Source organism: Streptomyces sp. NPDC045431, from assembly GCF_040646655.1.
Taxonomy (GTDB): domain Bacteria; phylum Actinomycetota; class Actinomycetes; order Streptomycetales; family Streptomycetaceae; genus Streptomyces.
The window spans coordinates 303,823-330,568 of record NZ_JBEZAQ010000005.1 but is presented as its reverse complement, the minus strand read 5'-3'; the positions used below and the strand labels follow the sequence as shown (position 1 = coordinate 330,568).

Sequence of the window (26,746 nt, the reverse complement as noted above, 5' to 3'; positions counted from 1 at the left end):
CTCGTCCTGGAGTGAGATCCAGACGCCGTCGTCGTGGAAGCCGACGATGTCGGTGCGGCCGTCCCCGGTGGTGTCGGTGAGGAAGCGGGGATGTTTGTCGGCGATCCAGCCGCCCGCCGACTGCCCGTGGCCGAAGGCTTGGAGAGCCGGTTCGCCGGCGAGGGGTGCGTATTTCCCTTCCTCGTCCTGGAGTGAGATCCAGACGCCGTCGTCGTGGAAGCCGACGATGTCGGTGCGGCCGTCCCCGGTGGTGTCGGTGAGGAAGCGGGGATGTTCGTCGGCAACCCAGCCGCCCGCCGACTGCCCGTGCCCGAACGCCTTGATGACCGGCTCCGCACTCGCCGGGGCGAACCTCTCGCCCTCGTCCTGCAGGAACACCCGGACACCGTCGGTGGTGAGTGCGACGATGTCGGGCCTGCCGTCGCCCGTCGTGTCCACGAGAGTCCACACGTCCTTGGGACTCGGCGAGGGAACGGGTGGGTGCAGGACGCGCTCGTCGTCCTTGAACGTGCCGTCACCTTGGCTGGAGGCCTTGACCGTCCCCTTCGCGGGTTTGCACCCGACGATGTCCGCTCGGCCCGCTCCGGTGGTGTCGGCGAGGAACCGGTCACCGAGCCCGGCCCACCGGCCCGGTTGCCCGCCGGTTGAGCCGTCGGCGCCCACGCTCTTCCACGCGCCGGCGTCCTGGTCGCTGCCGAACCGCTTGAGGACCAGCAGCATGTCGCTGAAGGAGGGTGTCGCGTCGGGTGCCGGCCGCAGCGCGGCCGAGCGGGCCAGTCGCCAGGACTGGCGGCTGTTCCAGTGGCTCAGTGGCGCCCAGCGCAGCACGGGATCGCTGGTGCGCTCGGGTGTGGCCGGCACGAACCGCCAGTGCTGGCTTGCCGCGCTGTCGTCGTACTCGCGCAGGACGACCCGGATCTCGTCCGCAGCGGGATCGGCGAGGTCGAGAACGGCACCGTCGGTGGCGTCTTCGATGAAGAAGAGACCCGCTCCGTCCTCGACGGGGACGACGCGCCACTGCTGGGCCTTCCTGCCGGCGGCGGCGTCCCACTGGCGGATGCCGCGGTCTGCGGCCGCGGGGTTGTCGAGGACCTTGCCGCCGCCCGCGTTGCGGATCACATAGCGCTGCTCGTCCTGTACGTTTCCGGCTTGCACGGGGGTGAGCTGCCACTGCTCCGGGCTCGGGCCACCGTCAGGGAAGTCGCGCACGACCAGTGCCCCGTCCGTTCCCGGCGTGGACCTGGCGCCGAGGATCTTCCCCGTGGCCGCGTTGACGATCTCCAGTTTCAGTTCTTGCGTGGGCACGGGCATCGTGGTGCCTCTTCCAGGCGGTACGGGCGTGGGATCGGGACAGGTGTGACGGGGCGGCGGCCGCGGGTCACGTGAAGACGTGGTGGTAGGGGACGCTCCACTCGTTGGCCAGTCGCGGGTAGAACGTGTTGATGACCGTCCCGGTGAAGTCCCCGCCCCAGTTGTAGGTCACGCGCACCTCGCTGTCGGCCGCCACCGCGTGGTCCTTGAACCCGAGGATGGTGTCCGGGTGGGTGATCGGCACGAAGGTGATCCCGCCCCACGGCGTCACCGTGACGACCCACAGCTGAGTGTCCTCCGGCGCGCCGTTCTTCCCGCGCCACAGGTCGCCGACCTTGTCGGGCAGGCCCACCTGGACGACGTCGGCCGTGGTGCCCTTGGGGGCGTCCTGGTGGACGGTGATGCGCCGGCGCTGCGGCTTGGGTACGCCGTCGTCGCCACGCCCGGCATCGGCCTGGCCGGCGACGGGGGGCTTGGGCGGCACCTGGCCCGCGGCGCTCTCGATGAAGTACAGCGGCCGCTGCCCGAAGAAGCCGGCGGGGGTGATGTACCAGAGGTGGCCCTGCGCCTCTTTGGTGGCCGGGTCGAGCGCGGTGGACAGTTTGACCCCCTTGTCGTGGATGCTGTCCTTCAGCTCGACGGGACGCAGGAAGCCGCCGTTGAAGGCGTGGACGAGCATCACCGGCCGGTTCTCGACCAGCGCGGCCACGATCGCGTTGTCGTAGCTGTTCACCGCCACCGGGCCGCCGACCACCAGATTCGACATCGCCGTGCGTTCTTGGGTGTACATCCGGAACCTCACCTCTTGTTGAAGTGGAGAACAGTAAGCCAGCCGCAGTGCCGTGCTTGCCACGTGCCATTACCGCAGCATTTGGCCGCCCTGCATCCGCATAATTCGGGGGTTTAATGGACGGCTGAATCAAAAACCCCATCCACCGCATCAAGCGCGGATGCAACATGCATGTGCAGGACTTTTTCGAAGCCATCGATCGAGTGACCGGCAGCGCTTCAACTTACCGTTCTTCTAAGGGAGTTGGGAGAGACCAGGGAACACTTTTCACTCGATTGGGCGTGATGCATGAAGGTGCCTTCCCAGGAAATGGCAACCCTGATAGCTTCGAATTTCGGAAAGCGCGCGGACGCCTGTTCCATTTCATTGAGCGCGTTTCGGACAGATCAGTCGAGGACGGGGAATGCCTTCCACTGCGTACAACCTGGAACGGTTCAAGCGCCATCCGCTGACGAAGAAGAACCTGCGGGAACTCGGCATCGACCTGCCGTCCCTCCTGAACCACCCCAACCTGGTCTACACCGACAACAACGGCGTGCAGCACAGGCCCGTCGGCATCTCCATCAACAAGTTGAGCCACGGCACTTTCGCCGGCTCCGCGTTCGATCGGGGTTGGCTTGCCTACATGAATCTCGGGGAACCGCTGATCGAGGAGCGGGGCGACATCACTCCGCCCGCGCCCGACACCTTCTCCTCACGCGCCTACGTCAACCGCAGCGCGACACATGAGATGACCTTCACCGACTCGGTCGAATTCACCGTGTCGAACGGGGTGACGTGGTCGCTCCACGGGGATGCCAAGCTGACCTTCGGCGGCACCATCGGGGCTCAGCTGCAACTGCAGCTGCAGAACCAGCTCAAGATGGATCTGCAGGCGCAGTTCGGGACGCAGTTGCGCAACGACATGGCGAACAAGAACGCCAACACGGTGACCAACAAGAACAGCAAGGACAGCGTCGGAGTCGACAACGCCAACGCCACCGAAACGGCCACGACGAACTCGACGGGCAACTCGGCGTCGAACTCGATGACGAACTCGGTGGCGTTCACGACCCAGGGCAGCGCCACCGGCAGCGCTTCGCTCAACGCGCAGCTGGCGCTGGGCCTCGCGGCCACCGTCGGCGGCTCCCTGACGACGAGCTGGGTCTCGAAATCGCAGATCTCCGGCAAGGTCCCGGTGGACTCCCGGGTGGAAACCATCGCCACGCAGCGGCGTGCCCACAGGCATTTCGAGTACGAGATCCCGGTGACCTTCGCCGGGTTCCTTGCGGTGGAGTACGCCGTGCCGGTTCCGGTCCTGTCTCCCCCGCAAGCAGGAAGCCCCGGCCTCGCCCAGGTAGTCGCCCGCGACATCGCCGACATCAACCTGGCCGGCGGTGGATACCGCATGAAGGGGCGGATGGAGGTCGTCTCCTCCCTGGACGTCCACCACACGATGTTCCAAGCCGAAGCCCTGACCTTCAACCCGCGAGCTTTGCACAAGGGGCCTTGACCGGGCGGCAGCACCGCCACGACGACGACCAGGGGTGATGACCATGGTGTTCGACAACATTTTCGGTTTCGCGAAGAACAGTGCGGGGCTCTTCTCGGTGAAGCCCGGCGAAGCCGATGCGCAGTCCGATGCGGACGTCGACTTCGAGGACGCCGAGGAGGGCGCATACGACGACAAGAGCACAAGCCTGTTCGTCCATTCGGTCCACGGGGCTTCCTCCCGGGCGAAAGTCGTACAGGAGCAGTCGCCCGAAGCGCGGGTCATCATGGGCATCCTCGGCTCCTTCATCCAGACCACCCGGGACTCGGCCCACACCCAGAGCCAGTCGGCCCATGCCGGCTCGGTCTCCGAAACGGCGTCCGCCGGCATGGCGAAGGCGAAGGAGACGGTGAAGAAGGAGGACGGCCTGCAAAAGAACGAGGACCTCCAGGAGAAGCCGGACAAGGCGGCATACACCAAGGCCCCCAAGGCCCCGGAGGCGCCCAAGGCCGCGGAGCCCCCCAAGCCGCCCCAGGCGGCCGCCGAGACCCCGCAGAAGCTGGGAAAAACCACGACGACCGAGACGACCACCGAGGAACCATCCGGTTCCCAGTAGCGCCCAAGGCCTGAGGGGGCAGGGGCGCGAACACCCCTGCCCCCTCGTGCGTCATACCGGGAGCAGCTGCCACTGACGGTCCCGGGGTTCGCCCTCCGCCTCGTACTGCTTGATCACCGTGCGGGCGTTGGTGTCGACCCGCAGCAGCAGACCACTGTTCCGGTTCGCGATCTCGAACACCCGCGGAGAATCGGTCACCGGTCCCACCGGGATCAGCCGCCACTGCTGGTGGTGCGCGTCAACACCCTCGTAGGCACGCTGCGCGACCACCGCCCCCTCGGTCTCCTGCGCTCCGACGACCTCCAGGACCTTGCCGCTGCGCACGTTCTCGATCCGGTACAGGACCTCGCCGTCGTCCTGGCCCGCCGCCACCAGCCGCCACCGCTGGTGATCCCTGGGGACGGTGAGAGTCTGGTGAACCTCGGCGCCGTCCTTGGTCGACTCGCGCACGACCGCCATCCGCAACCTGCTGCGCACATTGGCCCAGGAGACCACCGCGCCCGAATCGGGCAACCCGGCCAACTTCACCGACGCGACCTTCCGTACCCGGTTGTTGGCGTGGTCGGCGATGTAGAGGGTGTCGACGCAGTCCACGGCGAGCCCGTGCGGGGACTTCAGCTTGGCCGAAGCGGCCGACTCGCCGTCACCACCGTAGGTCGCGGTGCCTGTGCCGGCGACGGTGCTGATCTTTCCGTCGGCCGCGACCTTTCGCACCCGGTGATTGTCGCGGTCGGCGATGTAGAGGTCGCCCGCGCTGTCCACCACCATCGCCATGGGGGTGCTCAACGGGGCCGAGACGGCCTGGACGCCGTCACCGCCGAAGGCCGCGGCGCCCGTGCCGGCGACCGTTCTGATCTTCCCGTCGGCCTTCGTGACCTTCCGCACCCGCTGGTTGCCGTAGTCGGCGATGTAGAGGTTGCCCGCGCTGTCCACCGTCACGGCGGTGGGGTTCTTCAGCTGGGCGGCGGTGGCGAGGGTGCCGTCAGGGGCCAACCCCGGGGAGCCCGTCCCGGCGACCGTGCTGATCTTCCCGTCGGCTGTCACCTTCCTGATCCGGTGGTTGCCGTAGTCGGCGATGTAGACGTCGCCTGCGCTGTCCACCGCGACATCCAGAGGTGTGTGCAGATGGGTGGCGGTGGCCAAGGCGCCGTCACCGCCATGGGCCCCGGTACCCGTCCCGGCGAACGTACGGATCTTTCCGTCGGCCATCGTGATCTTCCGGATCCGGTGGTTGCCGCAGTCGGTGATGTAGAGATCGCCCGCGCTGTCCAAGGCGATCCCGCGCGGATTCTGCAGCGCTGCCGAGAGGGCGGAGACACCCTCTGCCCCACGTCCCGGGCTCCCCGTTCCCGCGACCGTACTGATCTTCCCGTCAGTCGTGACCTTTCGGACCCGATGGCCGGCGTACTCGGAGATGTAGAGGGTCCCCTCGCGGTCCACCACGACCCCGTACGGATTGTTCAGCTCAGCCGAAACGGCCAGCTCCTTATCCCCTTTGGGCGCCCCTGGGTTACCCGTCCCCGCCACCGTGCTGATCAGGCGAGCGGAGTGCTCGCCATCCGCAGCTCCCGCGTGTGCAGCGTTCATCTTCGTCCCTTCACCGTTCACCCGACCGCCGACCTGATGGTGACGCCGAGAGCGGACGAACAGAACGAGAAGCAGGACGCCGGATCTCACCACTGTCTGGAAACGGAGCGTTTGCCCATCTGCGGCTTTGGGGCGCCTCCTGCGCGAGGCGACCCACTCGTCGACACGCGACCGAAAGGTCAGCCACCCTCATGAGGGAACAACAGGTGCGAGGTTGACGAAGAAGGGCTCGACTGTCGCTGTCGCTGTCGCCTGTTGCGGCATGCGGCGGTTCCGACCTCCGGCCTCCCGTGGCCCTGGCCGCGGCCCGGGTGAGTCCGTTGTGAGCCTGGCTCGATGCCCGGGCGCTGCTCACCGGAGATCACCCTCGGTTACTATGCTCACTTCATGCCGGCGGCCGGCAGTAAGGGGCGCGAGTCGTCGACGGTCTGCCGGGGAGCGGGGTGACCGGCCCGTCGGCCGAAACTCCCCGGATTCTCCCCGCGCCGTCGACCGGTGGTTCCTGCCCCTACGCCCCCGAGAAGTCGTCCGCGGATCGCAAGGCTGAAAAGATTGGTGGCCTGGGAAAGTGCTGGAAGAGGTCGTCGCGACCCGCTATATCACGCCCTTGCGTGAGGGCGGCTCGCTCCCCGGGATCGTCGAGGCCGACGATCTCGGTACGTACGTCATGAAGTTCACCGGCGCCGGGCAGGGCCGCAAGACCCTGGTCGCCGAGGTCGTGTGCGGGCAGCTGGCCCGGCGGCTCGGGCTGCGGGTGCCGGAGTTGGTCGCCATTCAGCTGGACCCGGTCATCGGACTCGCCGAGCCCGACCAGGAGGTGCAGGAGCTGCTCAAGGCGAGCGGCGGGCTGAACCTGGGCATGGACTACCTGCCGGGCTCCATCGGGTTCGACCCGCTCGCCTACGCGATGGACCCGGTGGAGGCGGGCCGGGTCGTCTGGTTCGACGCGCTGGTCAACAACGTCGACCGCTCCTGGCGCAACCCCAACATGCTCGTCTGGCACGGCGAACCCTGGCTCATCGACCACGGCGCCACCATGATCTGGCACCACAACTGGCCGGGCGCAGCAGCCTCCGCCGCGAAGCCGTACGACGCCTCCGACCACGTCCTGGCCACGTTCGGCCCGGACGTGGCCACCGCGGCGGCCGAGTTGGCGCCGCTCGTCACCGAGGAGCTGCTGACCGAGGTCGCCGCCGACGTACCCGACGAATGGCTCGTGGACGAGCCGGGGTTCGCGACCACCGACGCGCTGCGCCGCGCCTATGTGGAGACGCTCCTGTCGCGCGCCGCGACCATCCACGAACGGATCACCATCGGGGAGCGGACCGAACCGGGACCCTCGCGGGCCCCCGGCTGGCTCGCCGAACGGCTGGCACCCCCCTCCAAGCAGGACCGTACGAAGGACAGCACCACGTGACCGACCGGGACGTCTTCGAGTACGCGCTGCTGCGCGTCGTACCGCGCGTCGAGCGCGGCGAGTGCTTCAACGCGGGCGTGGTGGTCTACTGCCGCGCCAAGTCCTTCGTGTGCGCCCGTACGCACCTCGACGAGGCCAAGCTGACGGCCCTGGATCCGCACGCCGACGTGGTGGGCGTACGGGCCGCCCTGCGCGCCGTGGAGGGCGTCTGTCAGGGCGGCGAGCATGCGGGGCAGGCGGCGGGCGACGACGCCGGACGGCGCTTCAGGTGGCTGATCGCGCCGCGCTCCACGGTGGTCCAACCCGGCCCCGTGCACACCGGTCTGACCACCGATCCGGAAGCGGAGGCCGAGCGGCTGCTCGACCTGCTGGTGCGCTGAGAGCCCGGTCGGGCGCACGCCACGTGACCGGGGGCACCCGGTGGGCCGTTGACACCGGGTGCCAGGGCTTCTAGCGTCTCGTCTGCTGAAGGTACTAAGCGGTCGCTCACCGACATGGACGTGTCAGGGGGCGGGCGGCCGCATCCCAGGGATCCAAGGGCGAGGAGAACCAGCATGTCCACCACCGAGCAGCGCGTAGCCGTCGTCACCGGGGCCGCGCGGGGCATTGGCGCCGCCACCGCCGTCCGGCTGGCCGCCGAGGGCCGCGCCGTCGCCGTACTGGACCTCGACGAGGCCGCGTGCAAGGACACCGTCGAGAAGATCACCGCGGCGGGCGGCAAGGCCATCGCCGTCGGGTGCGACGTCTCCGACAGCGCCCAGGTGGAGGCGGCCGTCGCGCGCGTCGCCGAGGAGCTCGGGGCGCCGACGATCCTCGTCAACAACGCGGGCGTGCTCCGCGACAACCTGCTCTTCAAGATGAGCGAGTCCGACTGGGACACGGTCGTGAACGTGCACCTGAAGGGTGCGTTCCTGATGGCCAAGGCGTGCCAGAAGCACATGGTCGACGCCGGCTTCGGCCGCATCGTCAGCCTCTCCTCGTCCTCCGCGCTCGGCAACCGCGGCCAGGCCAACTACGCCGCCGTCAAGGCGGGGCTGCAGGGCTTCACCAAGACCCTCGCCAAGGAGCTCGGCAAGTTCGGCATCACCGCCAACGCCGTGGCGCCCGGCTTCATCGTCACCGAGATGACCGCGCAGACCGCCGCCCGCGTGGGCATGGGCTTCGAGGACTTCCAGGCCGCCGCGGCCACCCAGATCCCGGTGCAGCGGGTCGGCAAGCCCGAGGACGTCGCGAATGCGATCGCCTTCTTCACGGGCGACGACGCCGGCTTCGTCTCCGGCCAGGTCCTGTACGTGGCCGGCGGCCCGCTCAACTGAGGAGGGTCACGGACATGACCGCATCACAGGAACTGCCCGAGCCGTCCGGAAAGGTCGCGCTCGTCACGGGCGCCAGCCGCGGTATCGGATACGGCGTCGCGGAGGCGCTCGTCGCCCGCGGCGACCGCGTGTGCATCACCGGGCGCGGCGAGGAGGCGCTCAAGGAGGCCGTCGAGCGGCTGGGCGCCGACCGGGTGATCGCCGTCGCCGGCAAGGCCCACGACGAGGCGCACCAGGCGCTCGCGGTGGAGCGCACGATGGAGGCCTTCGGCCGCGTCGACTTCCTGATCAACAACGCCGGTACGAACCCGGTCTTCGGCCCGATGGCCGAGCTCGACCTGAACGTGGTCCGCAAGGTCTACGAGACCAATGTGATCTCCGCGCTCGGCTTCGCGCAGCAGACCTGGAAGGCATGGCAGAAGGACCACGGCGGTGCGATCGTGAACATCGCCTCCATCGCCGGTCTCACCGCCTCGCCTTTCGTCGGGGCGTACGGCATGAGCAAGGCGGCCATGGTCAATCTGACCCTGCAGCTCGCCCATGAATTCGCTCCGGTCGTCCGGGTCAATGCGATCGCCCCCGCGGTCGTGAAGACGAAATTCGCCACCGCCCTCTACGAGGGTCGGGAGGAGGAGGTCACGGCCGGTTATCCGCTCGGGCGGCTCGGCGTCCCGGCGGATATCGGGGGTGCCGCCGCATTCCTCACCTCCGGCCAGTCGGACTGGATCACCGGCCAGACGCTCGTCGTCGACGGGGGAATTTTCCTGAATGCCGGAGTCGGCTGAGTCGGATTGTTCCCGATTGACTGTTGCCAGCCAAGCGCCCCGCCGGGCCTGCGCATTGCCCGGGCGGGGCGCTGCGGTATGGTCGGCCGACCCATGGCTGAACGAGGAGCGTGCACGTGTTCAACCGGACCAGCCTGCAGGCCGCTGCAGCCCTTGCGTCCATATCTCTGCTGGCGGGCTGTAGCCTCTTCTCCGATGGCGAGACCGACGGGCAGAACAAGATCGTTGTCGGTACGACGAGCGCCCCCACCACGCTCGATCCCGCAGCCGCTTGGGACAATTCATGGGAGTTGTACCGGAATGTCTTCCAGACGCTGCTGAGTTTCCCCACCGGCAGCACGACTCCGCAGCCCGACGCCGCCGAGTGCAAGTTCACCGACGCGTCCAGCAAGGTCTTCCAGTGTGACCTCAAGGACGGGTTGACGTTCTCCGACGGTGGCAAGCTCGACGCGCAGGCCGTGAAGCATTCGATCGACCGTATCCGGACGATCAACGTGAAGGGTGGCCCCAGCGGCCTTCTCGGCTCGCTCGACCGCGTCGCGACGAACGGCGACTCCACCGTCGTCTTCCACCTGAAGGAACCGGACGCGACGTTCCCGTTCATCCTCGCCACCCCTGCGATGTCGATCGTCGACCCGGAGGAATACCCCGCGGACAGGCTCCGCGAGGACGGCAAGCTGACCGGTTCGGGCCCGTATGTCCTCGACTCCTACCAAGAGCGCGTCAAGGCGGAGTTGTCGAAGAACCCGAACTACAAGGGCTTCGCCAACCGTAAGAACGATGGCGTCACCATCCGCTACTTCGCGGAATCGGAGGCGATGGTCGACGCGCTGAAGAAGAAGGAGATCGACGCCACGTACCGCGGTCTGACCGCGGAGGAGGTCGTCGACCTGCGGGAGAGGAAGCCCGCCAACGAGGGCCTCCAACTGGTCGAGGCGACCGGCGCCGACATCCGCTACCTCGTCTTCAACGCCGAAGACGCCTCCGTCTCCAAGCCCGCGGTACGGCAGGCCATCGCCCAGGTCGTCGACCGCGAGGCGCTGGTCGGCAAGGTCTACCAGGGCACCGCCGAGCCGCTGTACTCCATGGTCCCGAAGGGCATCGCCGGGCACACCACCGAGTTCTTCGACCGGTTCGGCGAGCCGGACGTCGACAAGGCGGAGGAGATCCTCCGCGACGCGAACATCGACGCACCGGTGGAGCTGACCTTCTGGTTCATCACCGACCGCTATGGCTCCGCCACCGCTCTGGAGTTCGCGGAGCTCAAGCGGCAGCTCGAGGCGTCGGGCCTCTTCAAGATCACGCTGAAGAGCAAGGCGTGGAAGGAGTTCCAGGCGGGCTACCAGAAGGGGCAGTACCCGGTCTTCGGCCGCGGTTGGTCCCCGGACTTCCCGGACCCGGACAACTTCGTCGCGCCCTTCGTCGGCAAGGACAACGTCCACTCCACGCCGTACGAGCGCCCCGAGATCACCGAGCAGCTGCTGCTGTCGCGCCGCGAGAGCGACCGTGCGGCGGTCTCCAAGCAGTTCGAGAAGGCGCAGGAGATCCTCGCCGAGGACGTGCGCCTGCTGCCGCTGTGGCAGGGCAAGCTGTACGTGGCGGCGACGGAGGAGATCGCGGGCGGCGAGCGGGCCCTCGACCCGCAGACCGTCATGCAGATGTGGGAGCTGGAGCGGAAGGCCAGCTGGTAGGCGAAGGCCGGCCGGCAGGCGAAGGCCGGCCGGCGGGTGAAGGCCGGTGGGGGAGAGCCGGTGGGAGGCGGAGGGCCGGTTGTCAGTGGTGGCCGGTAGTTTCTGTCACGTAAGACGATCACACACCGGAGGTTGTTGACGTGACCGACACCTACACGCTGCCCGAGTCCTGGCGCGGCGTCCTCGGCGACGAGCTGGAGAAGCCGTATTTCAAGCTGCTCGCCGAGTTCGTCGAGGAGGAGCGGGCCAAGGGGCCGGTCCATCCGCCGCACGACCAGGTGTTCGCCGCCCTCGAGGCCACCCCGTACGACCAGGTCAAGGTCCTCGTCCTGGGCCAGGACCCGTACCACGGGGAGGGGCAGGGGCACGGGCTGTGCTTCTCCGTGCGGCCCGGCGTCAAGACCCCGCCCTCCCTGCGCAACATCTTCAAGGAGATGCACGAGGAGCTCGGCCACCCGGTGCCGGACAACGGCTACCTCATGCCGTGGGCCCGGCAGGGCGTCCTGCTGCTCAACGCCGTCCTGACGGTGCGGGGCGGCGAGGCCAACTCCCACAAGGGCAAGGGCTGGGAGAAGTTCACGGACGCGGTGATCAGCGCCGTCGCCTCCCGGCCCGACCCGGCCGTCTTCGTCCTGTGGGGCAACTACGCCCAGAAGAAGCTGCCGCTGATCGACGAGACGCGGCACGTGGTCATCAAGGGCGCCCACCCCTCGCCGCTCTCCGCGAAGAAGTTCTTCGGCTCGCGTCCGTTCACGCAGATCGACGAGGCGGTCAAGGCGCAGGGCCACGACCCGATCGACTGGCGCCTCCCGAACCTGGGCGGCTGAGGCGCTGCCGTCGGCACGATGCGTGCGGTGGTCCGGGGCCTGCGGGCCCCGCTTCCCGGGCTCGCCGGACGCCCGCCGCTAGCGTCGGTGGCAGGACCGACGAGCGGAGGCCGCAGTGCGTGAGCAGCAGGAGCAGGGGGAGGCGGCGCCGGACGACGCCGTCATGACCAGGATCGGGCAGGCGACGATGCTGCTCCACGGCGGGGACCGCGAGGAGGCCCGCAACCGCCTCGCCGCGCTGTGGGAGCAGATCGGCGCGGACGGCGACCCCCTCCAGCGCTGCACGCTCGCGCACTGCCTGGCCGACGCCCAGGACGACCCCGACGACGAGCTGGCCTGGGACCTGCGGGCGCTCAGTGCGGCCGAGGGCGAGGTCACGATCGAGGGCGGGGCCGAGATCCGGGGCGGCGCGGACGCCGAGCCGGCCGCCCGCCCCGCCGCTGCGGCGCTGCGGGCGCTGTACCCCTCGCTCCACCTCAACCTCGCCGCCGACTACCTGAAGCTGCACCGTCCGGACGCGGCCCGGGCCCATCTCGACCGCGCTCGCGCGGCTTCGGAGGCGCTGGACGCCGGCGGGTACGGCAGCGGCGTCCGCGCGGCCATCGAGCGGCTGGACCGGCGGCTGCGCGGACACTGAGGCACGCGGACACTGAGCGCGCGGCCACTGAGGCACGCGGACACGGAGCGCGCACCCGCGCCCGCACCCCACGCGTCGGGGGTGCTCCCCGGCGCCCGGCGGTCAGTGACCGTAGGCCTCCCGGCAGGCGCGGGCTTCCTGGCTGCTGCGCTGCCAGCCGCCGTAGTCCTCGCCGAGGGCGCAGACGTCCGGCACGTGGACGGGCAGGGAGGGCCGGACCGGGGTCCGGAGCTTGGGGAGTCGCGCGCGCAGCTCGTCCGCGTCCGGGACGCCCGGTGCGCGCGGCGTGCGGCGCGGCGGACGGTCGTCGCGGTGCGCGCCGCCGGACCCCGCGCCCCCGCCCGAGCCTGCGCCGCCGGCCTTCCGCCGGTCCTGCGCGGCGGACGGGGGCCGCGTCGGAGCGGCCGGCGGTGAGGGCAGCGCGGCCTCCAGCGCTTCGCGCGCCGGGCCCTCGACGATCTGCGGCGCCGCGCCCCGCGACGCCGGGTGGCTCGCCTCCGGCGCGGCCGGCGCGGAACCGGGGTGCGGCTCGACCGCCACGCAGCCGGAGACGGCGGCCATCGCCACGGCGGCCAGGATCTTCGCGGTGGTTCTCGTTCGTTGCACGCCGTAACTCTGGTGGTTCCGGGGCCCGTTCGGGACGGCTACGCGCGGTTGTTGATCCGCACGGGTGACAGCCCGCCGCGCGGGCGACGCGCTCAGTCGCCGGTCGCGCCGTCGACGCGCTCGCGCAGCAGGTCGGCGTGGCCGTTGTGGCGCGCGTACTCCTCGATCATGTGCGTGTAGATCCAGCGCAGGTTGAAGGGCTCCCCACTGCGGCGGTCCGGGCGCACGGCCACATCGTCGAGACCGTGCTCGGCGGCGATGTCGCGGGCCCGCGCGATCTCCGCCTGCCAGGTCGCGTACGCCTCCTCCCAGGTGTCGTCCTCGGAGGCGTGGAAGTCCCGGTCGCGGTCTTCCTCGGTGTAGTAGATCGGTCCGGCGTCCTCGCCGATCAGGATCCGGCGGAACCAGGCGCGTTCGACCTCGGCCATGTGCCGTACGAGCCCGAGGAGGGACAGGTCGGACGGCGGGACGGACCGCTCCCGCACCTGCTTGTCGTCCAGGCCCTGGCACTTCTTCGCCAGGGTCGCCCGGTGGTACTCCAGCCAGCCCTCCAGCATCTCGCGTTCGCCGGCGAGTCCTGAGGGCCCGAGGCGCGGGTCCCGTGCGGGTTGTTCGGTTGTCGTCATGTCCGGCATCCTCGCCGACCTCGGGCCGCGTAGCGAGCGGTTATCGGTCGATCATGCCGTGCAGCAACTCCGCGAAGCCGTTCCGCAGTTCCTCCCGGCCGGGCACGGCGGAGTGGTACGCGCCCACGGCGCAGGAGAACATCAGCCCCTCGCACCACGCCACCAGCGACAGGGCGTGACGCTCGGGTTCGGTGGACCCGACCGCCCGCATCAGCGCGGTCAGCGGCTCCCGGAACCGTCGGCCGGTCTCGTCGTAGAAGGCCCGCAGCTCGGGCCGCCGGGTCGCCTCCAGGGCGAGCTCGTAGCGGGCGACGAGGAGGTCGCCATGGTCGGTGAGGTAGCGGTGCAGCGCCAGGGCGAGCACGTCGAGCAGGGCGCCGAGCGCGTCGGCACCCCCCTGCCCGAGCGCGTCGGCACCGCTCTGGTCCCGTGCGGTGAGCGCGTCGGCACCCCCCACCGCGCCGAGCGCGTCGGCGCCGCCCTGGCCCCGCGCGCCGAGCGCGTCGACACCTCCCGCCGCGCCGAGCTCCTCCGGGCCGATCACCTGCGCCTCGCGGTCCGCCAGCCGCCGAACCGCCGCCTCCAGCAGGGCCTGTCGCGTACGAGCGTGGTTGGACGTCGAGCCTTGCGGCAGGCCCGCGCGCTCGTCCACCGCGCGGTGGGTCAGGCCGCGCATGCCCCGTTCGGCGAGGAGGGCGAGGGCGGCGTCGGCGATCAGTTCGGCACGTGCGGTCATACGGACAACCTACCGTCTCCACTACACCTGTAGTACGGTTCGTCGTGTGGCACTACAGGTGTAGTGCCGCTCGCCCGGACCACCGGAGGAGCCATGGACACCCACCCGCCCAGCACGCCCCACGCCGTCGTCATCGGCAGCGGCATCGGCGGGCTCACCGCCGCCGTCGCCCTGCACCGGCGCGGCTGGCGCGTCACCGTCCTGGAACGCGCCGCCTCGCTGAGGCCCGTCGGCGCCGCCATCAGCCTGGCCCCGAACTCCCTGCGGGCCCTCGACACCCTCGTCCTCGGTGACGACGTCCGGGCCCTGGCCGCCTGGCAGGGCGACGGCGGTCTGCGCACCGCGCGCGGCCGCTGGCTCGCCCGTACGAACGCCCGGGCCGCCGCGGAGCGCTTCGGCGGGCCGCTCGTGGTACTGCCCCGGGCCACGCTCGTCGACCTGCTCGCCTCCCGCCTGCCCGACGGCACGGTGCGCTGTGCCGCTCCCGCGACGCTCGCCGAGCCGGGCGGCACCGCGGACCGCCGCCCCGCCGTCGTCACCACCCCGCACGGCGACCTCGAGGCCGACCTCGTCGTCGGCGCGGACGGCATCAACTCGGCGGTCCGCGCCGCCCTGTTCCCGGCCCACCCCGCCCCCGCGTACACGGGCCTCACCAGTTGGCGCCTGCTCGTCCCGGCGCCCGCGCGTCCCTTCCACCCCCACGAGAGCTGGGGCCGCGGCGCCCTGTGGGGCACCCAGCCGCTCAAGGACGGCCGGATCTACGCGTACGCGTCCGCCGTCGCCCCCGCCGGCGCGAAGGCCCCCGACGGCGAGAGGGCCGAGCTGCTGCGCCGCTTCGGCGACTGGCACGACCCCATCCCCGCGATCCTCACCGCCGCCGACGACGACGGGATCCTGCGCCACGACATCCGGCACCTCACCGCCCCGCCGCCCGCCTTCCACCGCGGCCGTACCGCCCTGCTCGGCGACGCCGCCCACCCGATGGCCCCGACCCTCGGCCAGGGCGGCAACCAGGCGATCGAGGACGCGATCGTGCTCGCCCACCACCTCCCGCCCCGGCGCGCCACGGACGCCGGACTCGCGGCGTACTCCGCCGACCGGCTGCCCCGCACCACGGCCGTCGTGCGCACCGCCGCCCGCGTCGCGCGCCTGCACACGCGCACGGCCGCGCCCGCGGTCCTCCTGCGCGACGCCCTCATGACGCTCGCCGGGGCGGTCCCGGGCCTCGCGCTGCGCTCCTTCGACTCCATAGCGGACTGGCGCCCCCCGTGCCACGCGGAACCGGCCCCGGCATACGATCACCGGGACGACCGTCAGGACAGTCAGGACCGCCACGCACATCGACAGGGAGACCCCCCGTGAAGATCGGCTGCATCGGCCTCGGTGACATCGCACGGAAGGCCTACCTGCCCGTCCTCGCCACCCGCCCCGGGCTCGAACTGCACCTCCAGACCCGCACCCCGGCCACCCTCGCCGACGTCGCGGAGGCGTACCACGTCCCCGCCGACCGCCGCCACACCGATCTGGACTCCCTCCTCGCCGCCGGAATCGACGCCGCGTTCGTGCACGCGCCGACCGACGTCCACGCCGAGATCGTCACGCGGCTGCTGGAGGCCGGCGTTCCCACGTACGTCGACAAGCCGCTCGCGTACGAGATCGAGGACTCGCGCCGCCTGGTGGAGCTCGCCGAGCGGCGCGGCGTGAGCCTCGCCGTCGGCTTCAACCGGCGCTACGCGCCCGGCTACGCGCAGTGCGCCGACCACCCGCGCGACCTGATCCTCCTGCAGAAGAACCGCGTCGGGCTCCCGGAGGACCCGCGCACCCTCGTCCTCGACGACTTCATCCACGTCGTCGACACCCTCCGCTTCCTGCTGCCCGGGCCGGCCGACCACATCGACGTACGCGCCCGGATCCGCGACGGGCTCATGCACCACGTCGTGCTCCAGCTGTCCGGCGAGGGGTTCACCGCCATCGGCGTGATGAACCGGATGAGCGGCTCCACCGAGGAGATCCTCGAGGTCTCCGGCCAGGACACCAAACGGCAGGTCCTCAACCTCGCCGACGTCGTCGACCACAAGGGCCAGCCCACCGTCCGGCGCCGCGGCGACTGGGTCCCCGTCGCCCGCCAGCGCGGCATCGAGCAGGTCGTCGGCGCCTTCCTCGACGCCGTGGCGGCCGGCAAGACCCTCAGCGCCCAGGACGCCCTGCGGACGCACGAACTGTGCGAGCGGGTGGTACGGGACGCCCTGGCCCAGGCCGCCGCCTGAACGAGCCCGCGGCCTCGGCGGCGCACAGCCCGGCCAGCACCGCGAGGGCGGCGTACACCGGCCAATCGCCGAGGCGCGCGTACGGCGTCGTCGCGTCCGTCAGCGGGATGTCGTACACCGCCGACGCGCTGCGCTCGGTCCCCAGCGGGGCGCCGATCCGGTCACCGTCGGCGCCGTACACCGCGCTCACGCCGGTGAGCGTCGCGTGCACCATCGGCCGCCCCGTCTCCGCCGCCCGCAGCGCCGCCAGTGAGGCGTGCTGCCCGGGCGCCCAGCTGTCCTGGAACGTCGACGTCGCCGACTGGGCCACCAGCAACTGGGCGCCGCCGCGAGCCAGATGGCGGCTCATGTCGGGGAACGCCGACTCGAAGCACACCAGCGGGCCGAGCCGCAGCCCGTCGTCCCCGACGGCCATCACCACCGGCCGCTCGCCGCGCCTGCGGTCCTCGGCCGCCGCCTTGCCGACCGACGTCGCCCAGCCCAGCGCCGAGCGGAACGGGACGTACTCGCCGAAGGGCACGAGCCGCATCTTGTCGTAGCGGTCGCCGGTCGGGCCCTGCGGGCCGATCAGCACACTGCTCTTGTAGATGCCGGGCACGTCCGAGCGGCGCGCGTCCACGTTGACCAGCACCTCCGCCCCGACCTCCCGCGACAGCGCCGCGAGCCGCCGCGCCAGGTCCGGCCGCGCCGCCAGGTCCGCGCCGACGCTGCTCTCGCCCCACACCACGAGGTCCACGTCGCGTCCGGCCAGCTCCCGCGTGAGCTCCTCGCCCCGCGCCACCCGCCGCTCGGCGCCGCCGACGCCGTTGATCACGCCCGGCTGCACCACCGCGACCCGCACCTCGCCGGTCGGCTGTGGCGACCGCACCCACAGCCACGCCGAGCCCATGGTCAGCGCGCACACGGTGACCCCGGCCACCGCCACCGCACGGACGGAGGGAACCGCCACCAGCACGGTCACCGCCGTATTGACCGCCACCACCAGCAGGCTCACCAGCCATACCCCGCCGAGCGACGCCACCCGCAGCGCGGCGTCCACCTGCCACTGGCTCGCGCCCAGCAGCCCCCACGGACCCCCGAGCCCCTCCCACGACCGCACCAGCTCCACCATCAGCCACCCGGACGGTACGACGGCGAGAGCGGCGGCCGCCCGCCCCCGCGACGGCGTACGGGCCAGCATCAGGCGCACCAACCAGCCCCACGGTGCCCACAGCAGTCCCAGCAGCCCGGCCAGCACCACGATGAACACATGGAGGCTCGGCATCAGCCAGTGATGCACGGCGATCATGAACCCCAGCCCGCCGAGCCAGCCGTCCAGCGCCGCGCGCCTCCCGGTCCGCGCCGTACGGATCAGCAGCATCCACGGCACCAGCGCCACGTACGCGATCCACCAGAGGGCCGGGGCCGGGAAGGCCAGCGCGGGCAGCGCCCCCGCCGCGACCGCGAGGGCCGCGCGCCACCGGGGCGAGGTGAGCACCCGCCCGAGAGCGTCCTGGCGACCGGCCGGAACCGCCCGGCCGGCCGGAACCGCCCGGCCGGCCGGAACCGCCCGGCCGGCCGGAGCCCGTCGGCCGGGCGGGATCCGCAGCCCGCGCATCCGCATACCGCGCCTCCCTCGGAGTGACGCCTCCAGTGTGCGTGAACGTGCCCGCGAGACGGTCAGCCCGCCGACAGCGGGCCCCCGGCGCGTCGCCACGTCTCGCGCACCACCACCGAACGCAGCCGCCAGCCCGCCTCCGTACGCGCCAGGGAGAAGCTGTACCGCCCGCCCGCGAGGGCGTCGTCACCCGAGTCCAGCGGCAGGGGAGCGAGGTAGTCGGCCAGCGCGTCGGCGCTGTCGCCCGGATAGCCGCCCAGGTCCTCGATCCGCACCCGGCGGTTGACCAGGAGGTGCTGGCGCGCCGGGCGCAGCCGCGGTGTCCCCGCCAGCCAGTCGGCGACCTCGGCCGCCGCGCCCTCGATCCCGCCGGCGCCCCGGTAGTCCGCCCGCCCGTCCGGGGTGAACAACTCCCGGTAGCCGGGCCAGTCGGCGTCGTCCAGGGCCACCGCGTACCCGGTGATCACCTCGTCGATGGCCAGGCGGTCCATCACGGTCGCGAGATCCGCGCGCTGTGTCATTCGGTCAGTGTCGAGCAGCCGGGCCCCCGCGCCAAGAGCGCCGCACGGCTCACGCCGCCTCCCAGTGGTGCGCGCGCCCGCCGCGCCACTCCACCAGGTGGGGGTCGTCCAGCGAGATGTCCGCCTCGTCGAGCCCCGCGCGCCGCAGGAACTCGATCAGGTCCGCGTCGTTGTGCGCGAGCCCGACGATCTGTCCGCGGATGGTGACGCGCCGCCCGCCGCCGGGGGAGGGGCGGTGCACGACGATGGGTGCCTGCCAGGCCATGGGACCAGGGTGCGCCGGGCGGCACATGATCGCACCCGTCCGGCAAACCCGTCGGGCAAACCCGTCCGGCAGAGGGGTTCCTTCACACGGGGTGTGAAGGAAATGCCTGCATATATGCGGCGCATGCCCTGGCGCCCGTTCCGCTCCGCGCGGGACGCTGCTCCTGCGTGTTCGGGCCGGAGGACCCGGGCCACGGGCCGCCGGTCACCCCCCTGCCGGCGGCCCGTCGCGCGCCCGGCGTACACCCGGCGTACGTCCGTCGCCCGCGCGCGTCACCCGGCGGACTCGCCCGCGTGCGGGCTCAGCACCCCCAGCGCCACCAGGGCGAACAGCACGAGGCCGAGGAGGATGCGGTAGATCACGAACGGCATGAAGCTCTTCGTGGTGATGAACTTCATGAACCACGCGATGACCGCATATCCGACACCGAAGGCGATGACGGTCGCGAAGACCGTCGGCCCCCAGGAGACATGGCCGCCCTCGGTCGCGTCCTTCAGCTCGAAGAGCCCCGAGGCCAGCACCGCCGGAATGGCCAGCAGGAACGAGTAGCGGGCCGCCGCCTCGCGCGTGTAGCTCATCAGCAGGCCACCGCTGATCGTCGCGCCCGACCGCGAAACGCCGGGGATCAGGGCCATCGCCTGGCAGACGCCGAAGATCAGGCCGTCCTTCACACCCAGGTCCCGCAGCGTCTTGCGCTCCCGTACCGCGCGGTGCCGGCCGCCCTCCTCGACCCGGGCCGCCAGGCGGTCGGCGATGCCCAGCACGACACCCATCACGATGAGCGTCGTCGCGATCAGCCGGAGATCGCGGAACGGCCCCTCGATGTGGTCCTTGAGGGTGACGCCCAGCACGCCGATCGGAATCGACCCGACGATGACCAGCCAGCCCATCCGCGCGTCGTGGTCCGCGCGCATCGCCTTGTCCGTCAGCGAGCGGAACCACGCCGAGACGATCCGCGCGATGTCCTTGCGGAAGTAGATGAGGACGGCCGTCTCCGTACCGATCTGGGTGATCGCGGTGAACGCCGCGCCCGGGTCGGACCAGCCCGCGAAGGCGGCGGTCAGCCGCAGGTGCGCGCTGGAGGAGATGGGGAGGAACTCCGTCAGCCCCTGGACGAGTCCGAGGATGAGTGATTCGAACCAAGTCATGGGGCTAGGGCCGTCCCGAATGTACTCGTGCGGTCATGGCGGGCCGCAGCGGTCGACGGGCGACCGGCGGCAGATCGGTGCGCAGCGTACAGCGCGAAGGTGAATGGAGGGCGTCACGCAGGCGACTCACCGGCCACGCAGCCGGTGGCGCTTGCACCACGCGACCACCGCCGCGCCGAGCCCCGTCAGCACGATGAACCCCGTCGAGAGGAGGAAGGCGGGCGAGGTCGGTGACGCGGCCTGACTGCCCGCGATCACGTACGCGGCGGTGTTCGGCACCGACCCGATACCCGTCGCGAGCAGGAACGGCGCGTACCCCATCCGGGAGACCGCCGCGCAGTAGTTCGCCGCGGCGAACGGCACCCCGGGGAAGAGCCGGATCGCCAGCATCGAACGGAACCCGTGCCGGCTGAGCTGCCCGTCCGCCGCCGTCAGCCAGCGCCCCCGCAGCAGCGGACGCAGCGCGTCCTGCCCCAGCACCCGGCCCAGCGTGAACGCGATCCCCGCGCCCAGCACCGTTCCGGCGACCGCCGCGCCGAGGCCGGCCTGGGAGCCGAACAGCGCCCCGGCGGCCAGGTTCAGGATCGGCCGCGGCACGAAGGCGGCGGTGCACAGCCCGTACGCCAGCGCGAACAGCACCACCGCGCCCGCGCCGCCGATCTGCGGCGGCCAGCCGGCCGAGAGCAGCCGCTGCGGCTCGTACAGGACCACGGTCGCCGCCGCCGACACGAGCAGCAGCAGGAGCAGGGACAGGCGCGACCACGGGGAGACGAGCGCCCGTGAGCAGCGGACGGCGAGGGCGGGGGCCTGGGGCCGCGTGACGGGGTCGAGCATCCGGGGAGACTAACCGACGAAGCCCGGTGATCGCCGTAACGCGCGTCGCCGCCGAAAACCGTTCGACGCGCACCCACCCGCCGCGCGATCATCGACGACATGTCCCGGTACGCCTTCCCCGCAGCGCCGTCCGCAGTCGCGGACGCGCCGAAGGCTGCCGCTTGCCACTTCCCGGCCGCCCTCGACGGCGCCCGAAGCTGACCCTTCCCGGACAGTCCGGCGGACCCCACAGGGGGAGGGTCGGCGAGGCCCGGGGGTCCCCTCTTCACCGCTTCGCGTTCCGGGAAGGAACCACGTCGCCATGTCCAAGACGGCATACGTCCGCACCAAACCGCATCTCAACATCGGCACCATGGGCCACGTCGACCACGGCAAGACCACCTTGACCGCCGCCATCACCAAGGTCCTCAGCGAGCGCGGAACCGGCACGTACGTGCCGTTCGACCGGATCGACCGGGCGCCCGAGGAGGCGCAGCGGGGCATCACCATCAACATCGCGCACGTCGAGTACGAGACCGACACCCGGCACTACGCGCACGTCGACATGCCCGGCCACGCCGACTACATCAAGAACATGGTCACCGGAGCCGCGCAGCTCGACGGGGCGATCCTCGTCGTCTCCGCGCTCGACGGGATCATGCCGCAGACCGCCGAGCACGTCCTGCTGGCCCGTCAGGTGGGCGTCGACCACATCGTCGTCGCCCTCAACAAGGCCGACGCGGGTGACGACGAGCTCACCGACCTCGTGGAGCTGGAGGTTCGGGAGCTGCTCTCCGCCCACGGCTACGGCGGCGACTCCGTGCCCGTCGTACGGGTCTCCGGGCTCAAGGCCCTGGAGGGCGACCCGCGGTGGACCGGCGCCATCGAGGCGCTGCTGGACGCCGTGGACACGTACGTGCCCATGCCCGTGCGGTACGTGGACGCGCCGTTCCTGCTGCCCGTGGAGAACGTCCTCACCATCACCGGCCGCGGCACGGTCGTCACCGGCGCCGTCGAGCGCGGCACCGTGCGGGTCGGCGACCGGGTGCAGGTCCTGGGAGCGGACACGGAGACGGTCGTCACCGGCCTGGAGACCTTCGGCAAGCCGATGGAGTCCGCCCAGGCCGGCGACAACGTCGCCCTGCTGCTGCGCGGCGTGCCGCGCGACACCGTCCGCCGCGGCCATGTCGTGGCGGCGCCCGGCAGTGTCGTGCCGCGCCGCCGCTTCACCGCCCAGGTGTACGTCCTGTCGGCGCGCGAGGGCGGCCGTACGACGCCGGTCTCGACGGGGTACCGGCCGCAGTTCTACATCCGCACCGCGGACGTCGTCGGTGACGTCGACCTCGGCGAGGCGGCCGTCGCGCGCCCCGGCGACACGGTCACCATGACCGTCGAGCTGGGCCGGGACGTACCCCTGGAGCCGGGACTCGGCTTCGCGATCCGCGAGGGCGGCCGCACCGTCGGCGCCGGGACGGTGACGGAGGTCACCGCCCCCGCCTGAGCGCCGGGCACCCGCCCCGCGGGGGCGGCCCGGGGCCTGCCCGGTGGGCGGGCCCATGACCGCCCGCTCCACTCCGGTGCGCCCACGCGGTCGGCGTACGGGCCGGGGCCGGCGGGGCAGGGCTGTGTCAGTGGTGGCTCCTATGGTGGTTGTCGCTCGAACTCAGCACACAGGGGGAACCATGTCCGAGACCAGCATCGTCATGCCGGGGCACGCGCCGCATCCGTCGATCGTCCATGCGCCGACCCGCCGCGCTCTGGCCCCGGGGGAGCGGCTGGACGGCCAGGGCCTGGTCAGCTTCCGGCCGCTCATCGAGCCGGCGCTGCTGTCGGTCCGTGAGTATCTGATCGTGCGGGGCGGCGATCCGGCGCGACTCGATCCGGACCTCGCGGAACTGCTGCTGATCGGCCATCTGATCGTGGAGGGGGAGGAGGGCGAGGAGGTCGTCCTCGACGGTGGCACCGGGCGGGTGTTCAGCATGTGGCTCTACGAGAAGTCGCCGGGCGGAGCCAAGCTGTTCCCGCTGGCACCGTCGGTCGGAGCGCTGCTCCGCTTCCTCGGTGCGGTGGACGACTTCCGGAGCCTGCGCGGCAGGTTCGCCGCCCTGGCGGGGCGGACGGGGCCCGAAGCGGTGCGGGCGGCCGAGCAGGCGCTGACCGCGGTGTTCACCGAGGAGGTGTGGGGCGAGGACGGCTGGGGTCCGGCCGGTCCGCGGTCCGGCTGGGACCAGCCGATACCGGCGTTCTGGCGGATCGCGGCGGCGATCCGTCCCCTCGGCCTGATCGCCGGGCCCGGGCGGGAGCTTGCCCTGGCACTGCCGGAAGGCCTGCTGGAAGGGGTGTTCGGCGCCGAGAACATGGTGCGGCTGACGGAGGACCAGCTGCCGTCGGCCCTCGTCCACGCGCCGACGCGCCGTTTCCTGACCGACGTGGGCCTGCCCTCCGACGGATTCATGTTCTACGGCCCCGAACCGGAGCCGCTGCCCACTCTCCCGCAGGACTGGGCCGAGTCACAGAGCAACCCCCAGCACGCGCACCTGTGGCACGGCGACAAGCAGTTGCCGCCCGACGCGGAGCACCTGGTCGTGCTCGGCGGGCTCGTCCACGACTTCACCGTCCTCATCGACGGCCGGACCGGTGCCCTCTTCTACACGGAGACCGGCGCCGACCACGTCGTCCCGGTCAACGCCGACCTCTCCACGCTCGCCTTCACCCTCTGGCTGCACCAGCGGGAGCAAGCCCTCGACGAAGAGCACGACTTCACCCAGGACTTCTACCACCAGCTCGCCGACACCATGATCGAGGTGCTGTCCTCGGTCGACCCGATAGCCTGCCGCCCTGCCGAGGGCCCCGACGACTACCGGTACTGGCCGGAGGTCTTCCACGACGAGGCGGGTGGCGTGCTGTGACAGCCCAGCCCCACCAGTCAGCGAAGCGATGCGGTCCGGGCGACGAAGCGGGCGAGCTCCTCGCTGGCGCCGCGGGGCAGGCTGGCCGCCGCTGCCTCCGGCAGGGTCATGACCACGGTGCGCAGCCGTATTGCGAGGTCCGGGAACGGGACCCATGCCGACGCCGGAACGTTCACAGCGGCAAGCAGCAGGTCACCCTCGTAGAAGTAGGCGTCGAGCATCGGCTCATCAAGCAGCAAGCGCACCGCGAGCGGAAGAACGTACGGCAGCGCGACCTGCTGGGAGACGAGGGTGCGCAGATCGGCCGGGCCCAGTTCGCCCAGCGGAACGCCCCGCAACTCATGCACCTTGCGGACCAAGTAGGTCGCGTCGGAGGCAGGAGGCGCCCAGCGAGGTGGGTCCAGCGCATCGAGTGTGCGGTCGAGGTGCAGCAGATGGTTCATGGTTCATTGTGCTGCCAGAACAGGCGGGAGATCCCTGACTCAGGTCATCAGGAGGTGTTTCGCCGATCTTGCCGGGCTCGCGGCGTCTGGCACCGCACCCCCAGAGCTTCGATCCGGCCTGGTCGAGAAGACACCCCCTAGGCTGGCCGGGTGAACGAGCAGCTTCCCGTACTCCGCGAGGTCGACCACGGCACCGCCAAGCTCATGCCCGACGTGGACCGCGAGCGGGCCTGGCTGCTGACGGTCGACGGGGCGCCGCAGTCGTACGTCGACCTCGACGACCCGGCGTACCTGGAGTTCGAGTACGCGCGGCGGCTCGCCCATGCCGTGGACTGTGCCGCCGGGGAGCCGGGCGAGCCGTTGGACGTGCTGCACCTCGGCGGCGGCGCGCTCACGCTGCCGCGCTGGATCGCGGCGACCCGGCCGGGCTCGCGGCAGGACGTCGTGGAGGCGGACCGGGGGCTCATCGCGCTTGTCGAGCGGCACCTGCCGCTGCCGCCCGGCGCGGGGATCACCGTGCACGCCGCGGACGCCCGCGCCTGGCTGGAGGCGGCGCCCGCGCGGTCGGCGGACGTGCTCATCGCGGACGTCTTCGGCGGCTCACGCGTCCCCGCGCACCTGACGTCCGTCGCCTACGCGCGAGCCGCCGAGCGCGCGCTGCGGCCGGGCGGGACCTACATCGCCAACCTCGCGGACGGCGCGCCCTTCACCTTCCTGCGCTCGCAGCTCGCCACCTTCGCCACCGTCTTCGAGGAGCTGGCGCTGATCGCCGAACCCGCCGTGCTGCGCGGCCGGCGGTTCGGCAACGCGGTGCTGGTCGCCTCGCACCGGGAGATCGACACGGCCGGACTGACCCGCCGGGCCGCCGCCGACGCCTTCCCCGCGCGCGTGGAGCACGGCCCGTCGTTGGCCCGCTTCACGGGCGACGCGCGTCCGGTACGCGACGAGGACGCGGTCGCGTCACCCGAGCCGCCCGACGGGGCCTTCGGTATCGGCTGACCGGCCGTCGCCCGACCGGCCCGCGGCCGGCCCGTCACCGGCTGACGGGCCGTCGGCTGACGGGCCGTCGGCCGACGTGCCATCGGCCCGCGCGGAAGCGGCCGGCCCCGCCGTGACCTCCTTCGTGCGCCGCGTCAGGTTGCGTACGTCCGGCACCAGCAGCACCAGCGCCGTCACCAGGACGACCAGCCCGGCACACCCCCACAGCGCCGTCTGCCGCCCGAACAGGCTCTCCGCCGGCCCGGCCAGCGCCGTCGACACCGGCAGCATGGCCGTCGAGCCGAACCAGTCGTACGCCGAGACGCGCGACAGCTTCTCCTCCGGGATCTCCTGGTGCAGCGCGGTCATCCACGCCACCCCGAACACCTCCAGCGTGACGCCGCTGAAGAACATCACCGCCGCCAGGCCGCCCACCGGAAGCGGCACGGCCAGCGCCGCCGACGGAAGCGCCAGCGGGAAGACGCACAGGGTCCCGACGAGCAGCATCCGCCGGGGCTTCCAGCGCATCATCAGCACCGCCCCGCCCAGGGTGCCCACGCCGAACGCGGCCAGCGCCAGGCCCCAGGGCCGCGCCCCGCCCAGCTCCTCCTTGGCGACCAGCGGCCCGTACACGGACTCCGCCGCGCCCACCACCGCCACGACCACCGCGAACTGGGCGATGATCGACCAGAGCCAGGGCCGGCTCGCGACCTCGGTCCACCCCTCCCGCAGGTCCTTCAGCAGCCCGCCGCCGGGCGCCCGCTCCTTGATGTGCCCGACGTCGAGGAAGGCACGCAGAGCGCCCGCCACGGCGAACGCCGCCGCGTCGACCGCGAGTACCCAGCCCGGACCGATCGCCGCGACCATGGCGCCGCCGAGCGCGGCACCGCCGATGCTCGCGCCGTTCATGGCCATGCGGAAGAGCGCGAAGGCCCGGCTGACCTGCTCGCCGCCGACACTCGACAGCAGCATGCCTTCGGCGGCCGGGCTGAAGAACGCGTGCCCGGTCCCGCCGAGCGCGGACAGCACCATCATCTGCCACAGCCGCGCGTCGCCGGTGAGGACGAGGAGGGCGAAGAGCCCCTGGGAGACGCAGTTGAGGGCGTTGGCCGCCACCATCACCCGGTGGCGGGGCAGCCGGTCGGCCACCGCGCCGCCGATGAGCAGGAAGAGCACCAGCGGCAGCGTGCGGGCCGCCGTCACCAGGCCCACGTCGCCGCCGTCCCCGCCGGACTCCAGCACCGCGAACGCCGCCGCGATCAGGGCGCCGTGGGTGCCCAGGTTGGTGACGAACGCGGCGCCGGTCAGCAGGGTGTAGTTGCGGCCGGCCCACGCGGGGCGGCGCAGCCGGCGCGGGGGGCGGGGCGGGGTGGCGGGAGTTCTCACTCC

27 protein-coding genes are annotated in these 26,746 nt (G+C 71.6%); 14 read left to right on the top strand and 13 right to left on the bottom strand.

Annotation, left to right across the window (positions count from 1 at the left end; translation table 11 throughout):
- Together AB0A69_RS15175 and AB0A69_RS15170 are read right to left on the bottom strand one after the other, a co-directional pair.
- Positions 1–1,311 (bottom strand): RICIN domain-containing protein (locus AB0A69_RS15175; protein WP_361420669.1); only part of this gene is annotated, 1,311 nt, incomplete at its 3' end.
- Positions 1,312–1,378: 67 nt separating this feature from the next.
- Complete coding sequence (locus AB0A69_RS15170) at positions 1,379–2,101, bottom strand: hypothetical protein (protein WP_361420666.1); 723 nt, start codon at positions 2,099–2,101, stop codon at positions 1,379–1,381.
- A gap of 403 nt (positions 2,102–2,504) precedes the next feature.
- Between AB0A69_RS15170 and AB0A69_RS15165 the strand changes: the two genes are divergently transcribed.
- Positions 2,505–3,593 carry a hypothetical protein gene (locus tag AB0A69_RS15165; RefSeq protein WP_361420663.1) on the top strand — a complete coding sequence of 363 codons (1,089 nt, stop codon included), beginning with the start codon at positions 2,505–2,507 and terminating at the stop codon, positions 3,591–3,593.
- 43 nt (positions 3,594–3,636) lie between these two features.
- Positions 3,637–4,188, top strand: coding sequence for a hypothetical protein (locus AB0A69_RS15160; RefSeq protein ID WP_361420660.1), 552 nt, complete (start codon positions 3,637–3,639; stop codon positions 4,186–4,188).
- A gap of 51 nt (positions 4,189–4,239) precedes the next feature.
- Here AB0A69_RS15160 and AB0A69_RS15155 read toward each other — a convergent pair whose 3' ends face one another.
- Positions 4,240–5,628 carry an RICIN domain-containing protein gene (locus tag AB0A69_RS15155; protein WP_361420657.1) on the bottom strand — a complete coding sequence of 463 codons (1,389 nt, stop codon included), beginning with the start codon at positions 5,626–5,628 and terminating at the stop codon, positions 4,240–4,242.
- Positions 5,629–6,343: 715 nt separating this feature from the next.
- On the opposite strand from AB0A69_RS15155, the gene AB0A69_RS15150 reads away from it, so the two are divergent.
- The 7 genes from AB0A69_RS15150 (at position 6,344) to AB0A69_RS15120 (ending at position 12,448) form a co-directional block, all read left to right on the top strand.
- Positions 6,344–7,192 (top strand): HipA family kinase, encoded by an 849-nt coding sequence (locus AB0A69_RS15150; protein ID WP_361420654.1) that lies wholly within the window; start codon positions 6,344–6,346, stop codon positions 7,190–7,192.
- Positions 7,189–7,572, top strand: a complete 384-nt coding sequence (locus AB0A69_RS15145) for a DUF3037 domain-containing protein (RefSeq protein WP_361420651.1) — start codon at positions 7,189–7,191, stop codon at positions 7,570–7,572. The genes AB0A69_RS15150 and AB0A69_RS15145 overlap by 4 nt, the downstream gene beginning before the upstream one ends.
- A 174-nt stretch (positions 7,573–7,746) precedes the next feature.
- The gene (fabG, locus tag AB0A69_RS15140) at positions 7,747–8,508 is read left to right on the top strand and encodes a 3-oxoacyl-ACP reductase FabG (protein ID WP_361420648.1); all 762 of its coding nucleotides are present in this window, start codon (positions 7,747–7,749) and stop codon (positions 8,506–8,508) included.
- A 14-nt stretch (positions 8,509–8,522) separates the two neighbouring features.
- Entirely contained in the window at positions 8,523–9,293 is a 771-nt protein-coding gene (locus AB0A69_RS15135) for an SDR family oxidoreductase (protein ID WP_361420645.1), read from the top strand.
- A 116-nt stretch (positions 9,294–9,409) separates the two neighbouring features.
- Positions 9,410–10,984: an ABC transporter substrate-binding protein gene (locus AB0A69_RS15130; RefSeq protein ID WP_361420642.1), complete on the top strand. Its 1,575-nt coding sequence runs from the start codon at positions 9,410–9,412 to the stop codon at positions 10,982–10,984.
- A 140-nt stretch (positions 10,985–11,124) separates the two neighbouring features.
- Positions 11,125–11,811: a uracil-DNA glycosylase gene (locus AB0A69_RS15125; protein ID WP_361420639.1), complete on the top strand. Its 687-nt coding sequence runs from the start codon at positions 11,125–11,127 to the stop codon at positions 11,809–11,811.
- 163 nt (positions 11,812–11,974) lie between these two features.
- The gene (locus AB0A69_RS15120; protein ID WP_361420816.1) at positions 11,975–12,448 is read left to right on the top strand and encodes a hypothetical protein; all 474 of its coding nucleotides are present in this window, start codon (positions 11,975–11,977) and stop codon (positions 12,446–12,448) included.
- Between the two features lie 102 nt (positions 12,449–12,550).
- On the opposite strand, the gene AB0A69_RS15115 is transcribed toward AB0A69_RS15120, so the two are convergent.
- The 3 genes from AB0A69_RS15115 to AB0A69_RS15105 all read right to left on the bottom strand — a co-directional run bounded on the left by AB0A69_RS15115 (position 12,551) and on the right by AB0A69_RS15105 (position 14,416).
- The gene (locus tag AB0A69_RS15115) at positions 12,551–13,054 is read right to left on the bottom strand and encodes a hypothetical protein (RefSeq protein ID WP_361420636.1); all 504 of its coding nucleotides are present in this window, start codon (positions 13,052–13,054) and stop codon (positions 12,551–12,553) included.
- Between the two features lie 92 nt (positions 13,055–13,146).
- Entirely contained in the window at positions 13,147–13,680 is a 534-nt protein-coding gene (locus AB0A69_RS15110) for a DinB family protein (RefSeq protein ID WP_361420634.1), read from the bottom strand.
- Between the two features lie 40 nt (positions 13,681–13,720).
- Positions 13,721–14,416, bottom strand: coding sequence for a TetR family transcriptional regulator (locus AB0A69_RS15105; protein WP_361420631.1), 696 nt, complete (start codon positions 14,414–14,416; stop codon positions 13,721–13,723).
- Between the two features lie 93 nt (positions 14,417–14,509).
- Here AB0A69_RS15105 and AB0A69_RS15100 point away from each other — a divergent pair, with 93 nt between their 5' ends.
- Positions 14,510–15,778, top strand: coding sequence for an FAD-dependent monooxygenase (locus AB0A69_RS15100; RefSeq protein ID WP_361420628.1), 1,269 nt, complete (start codon positions 14,510–14,512; stop codon positions 15,776–15,778).
- Positions 15,775–16,683, top strand: a complete 909-nt coding sequence (locus AB0A69_RS15095) for a Gfo/Idh/MocA family oxidoreductase (RefSeq protein ID WP_361420625.1) — start codon at positions 15,775–15,777, stop codon at positions 16,681–16,683. Before AB0A69_RS15100 ends, AB0A69_RS15095 begins: the two co-directional genes overlap by 4 nt.
- On the opposite strand, the gene lnt is transcribed toward AB0A69_RS15095, so the two are convergent.
- The 5 genes from lnt to AB0A69_RS15070 all read right to left on the bottom strand — a co-directional run bounded on the left by lnt (position 16,604) and on the right by AB0A69_RS15070 (position 21,048).
- The gene (gene lnt / locus AB0A69_RS15090) at positions 16,604–18,286 is read right to left on the bottom strand and encodes an apolipoprotein N-acyltransferase (protein ID WP_361420622.1); all 1,683 of its coding nucleotides are present in this window, start codon (positions 18,284–18,286) and stop codon (positions 16,604–16,606) included. The two genes, AB0A69_RS15095 and lnt, sit on opposite strands and share 80 nt — an antisense overlap.
- 56 nt (positions 18,287–18,342) lie before the next feature.
- On the bottom strand, positions 18,343–18,801 hold the full coding sequence (locus AB0A69_RS15085; protein WP_361420619.1) for a nuclear transport factor 2 family protein: 459 nt from the start codon (positions 18,799–18,801) through the stop codon (positions 18,343–18,345).
- A gap of 49 nt (positions 18,802–18,850) precedes the next feature.
- On the bottom strand, positions 18,851–19,066 hold the full coding sequence (locus tag AB0A69_RS15080) for a hypothetical protein (RefSeq protein ID WP_073755598.1): 216 nt from the start codon (positions 19,064–19,066) through the stop codon (positions 18,851–18,853).
- A 272-nt stretch (positions 19,067–19,338) separates the two neighbouring features.
- Positions 19,339–20,214, bottom strand: coding sequence for an undecaprenyl-diphosphate phosphatase (locus AB0A69_RS15075; protein WP_361420616.1), 876 nt, complete (start codon positions 20,212–20,214; stop codon positions 19,339–19,341).
- A 126-nt stretch (positions 20,215–20,340) separates the two neighbouring features.
- Entirely contained in the window at positions 20,341–21,048 is a 708-nt protein-coding gene (locus AB0A69_RS15070; RefSeq protein ID WP_361420613.1) for a TVP38/TMEM64 family protein, read from the bottom strand.
- 301 nt (positions 21,049–21,349) lie between these two features.
- Between AB0A69_RS15070 and tuf the strand changes: the two genes are divergently transcribed.
- Entirely contained in the window at positions 21,350–22,528 is a 1,179-nt protein-coding gene (gene tuf, locus AB0A69_RS15065; protein WP_361420610.1) for an elongation factor Tu, read from the top strand.
- Positions 22,529–22,709: 181 nt separating this feature from the next.
- The gene (locus AB0A69_RS15060; RefSeq protein WP_361420607.1) at positions 22,710–23,936 is read left to right on the top strand and encodes an SUKH-4 family immunity protein; all 1,227 of its coding nucleotides are present in this window, start codon (positions 22,710–22,712) and stop codon (positions 23,934–23,936) included.
- Between the two features lie 17 nt (positions 23,937–23,953).
- Here the strand turns inward: AB0A69_RS15060 and AB0A69_RS15055 are convergent, their stop codons facing one another.
- Positions 23,954–24,379 (bottom strand): contact-dependent growth inhibition system immunity protein, encoded by a 426-nt coding sequence (locus tag AB0A69_RS15055; RefSeq protein WP_361420604.1) that lies wholly within the window; start codon positions 24,377–24,379, stop codon positions 23,954–23,956.
- A gap of 150 nt (positions 24,380–24,529) precedes the next feature.
- Between AB0A69_RS15055 and AB0A69_RS15050 the strand changes: the two genes are divergently transcribed.
- Positions 24,530–25,378, top strand: coding sequence for a fused MFS/spermidine synthase (locus AB0A69_RS15050; RefSeq protein ID WP_361420601.1), 849 nt, complete (start codon positions 24,530–24,532; stop codon positions 25,376–25,378).
- Here the strand turns inward: AB0A69_RS15050 and AB0A69_RS15045 are convergent.
- Positions 25,340–26,743: an MFS transporter gene (locus AB0A69_RS15045; RefSeq protein WP_361420598.1), complete on the bottom strand. Its 1,404-nt coding sequence runs from the start codon at positions 26,741–26,743 to the stop codon at positions 25,340–25,342. The genes AB0A69_RS15050 and AB0A69_RS15045 overlap by 39 nt on opposite strands.
- Between the last annotated feature and the right edge of the window lie 3 nt (positions 26,744–26,746).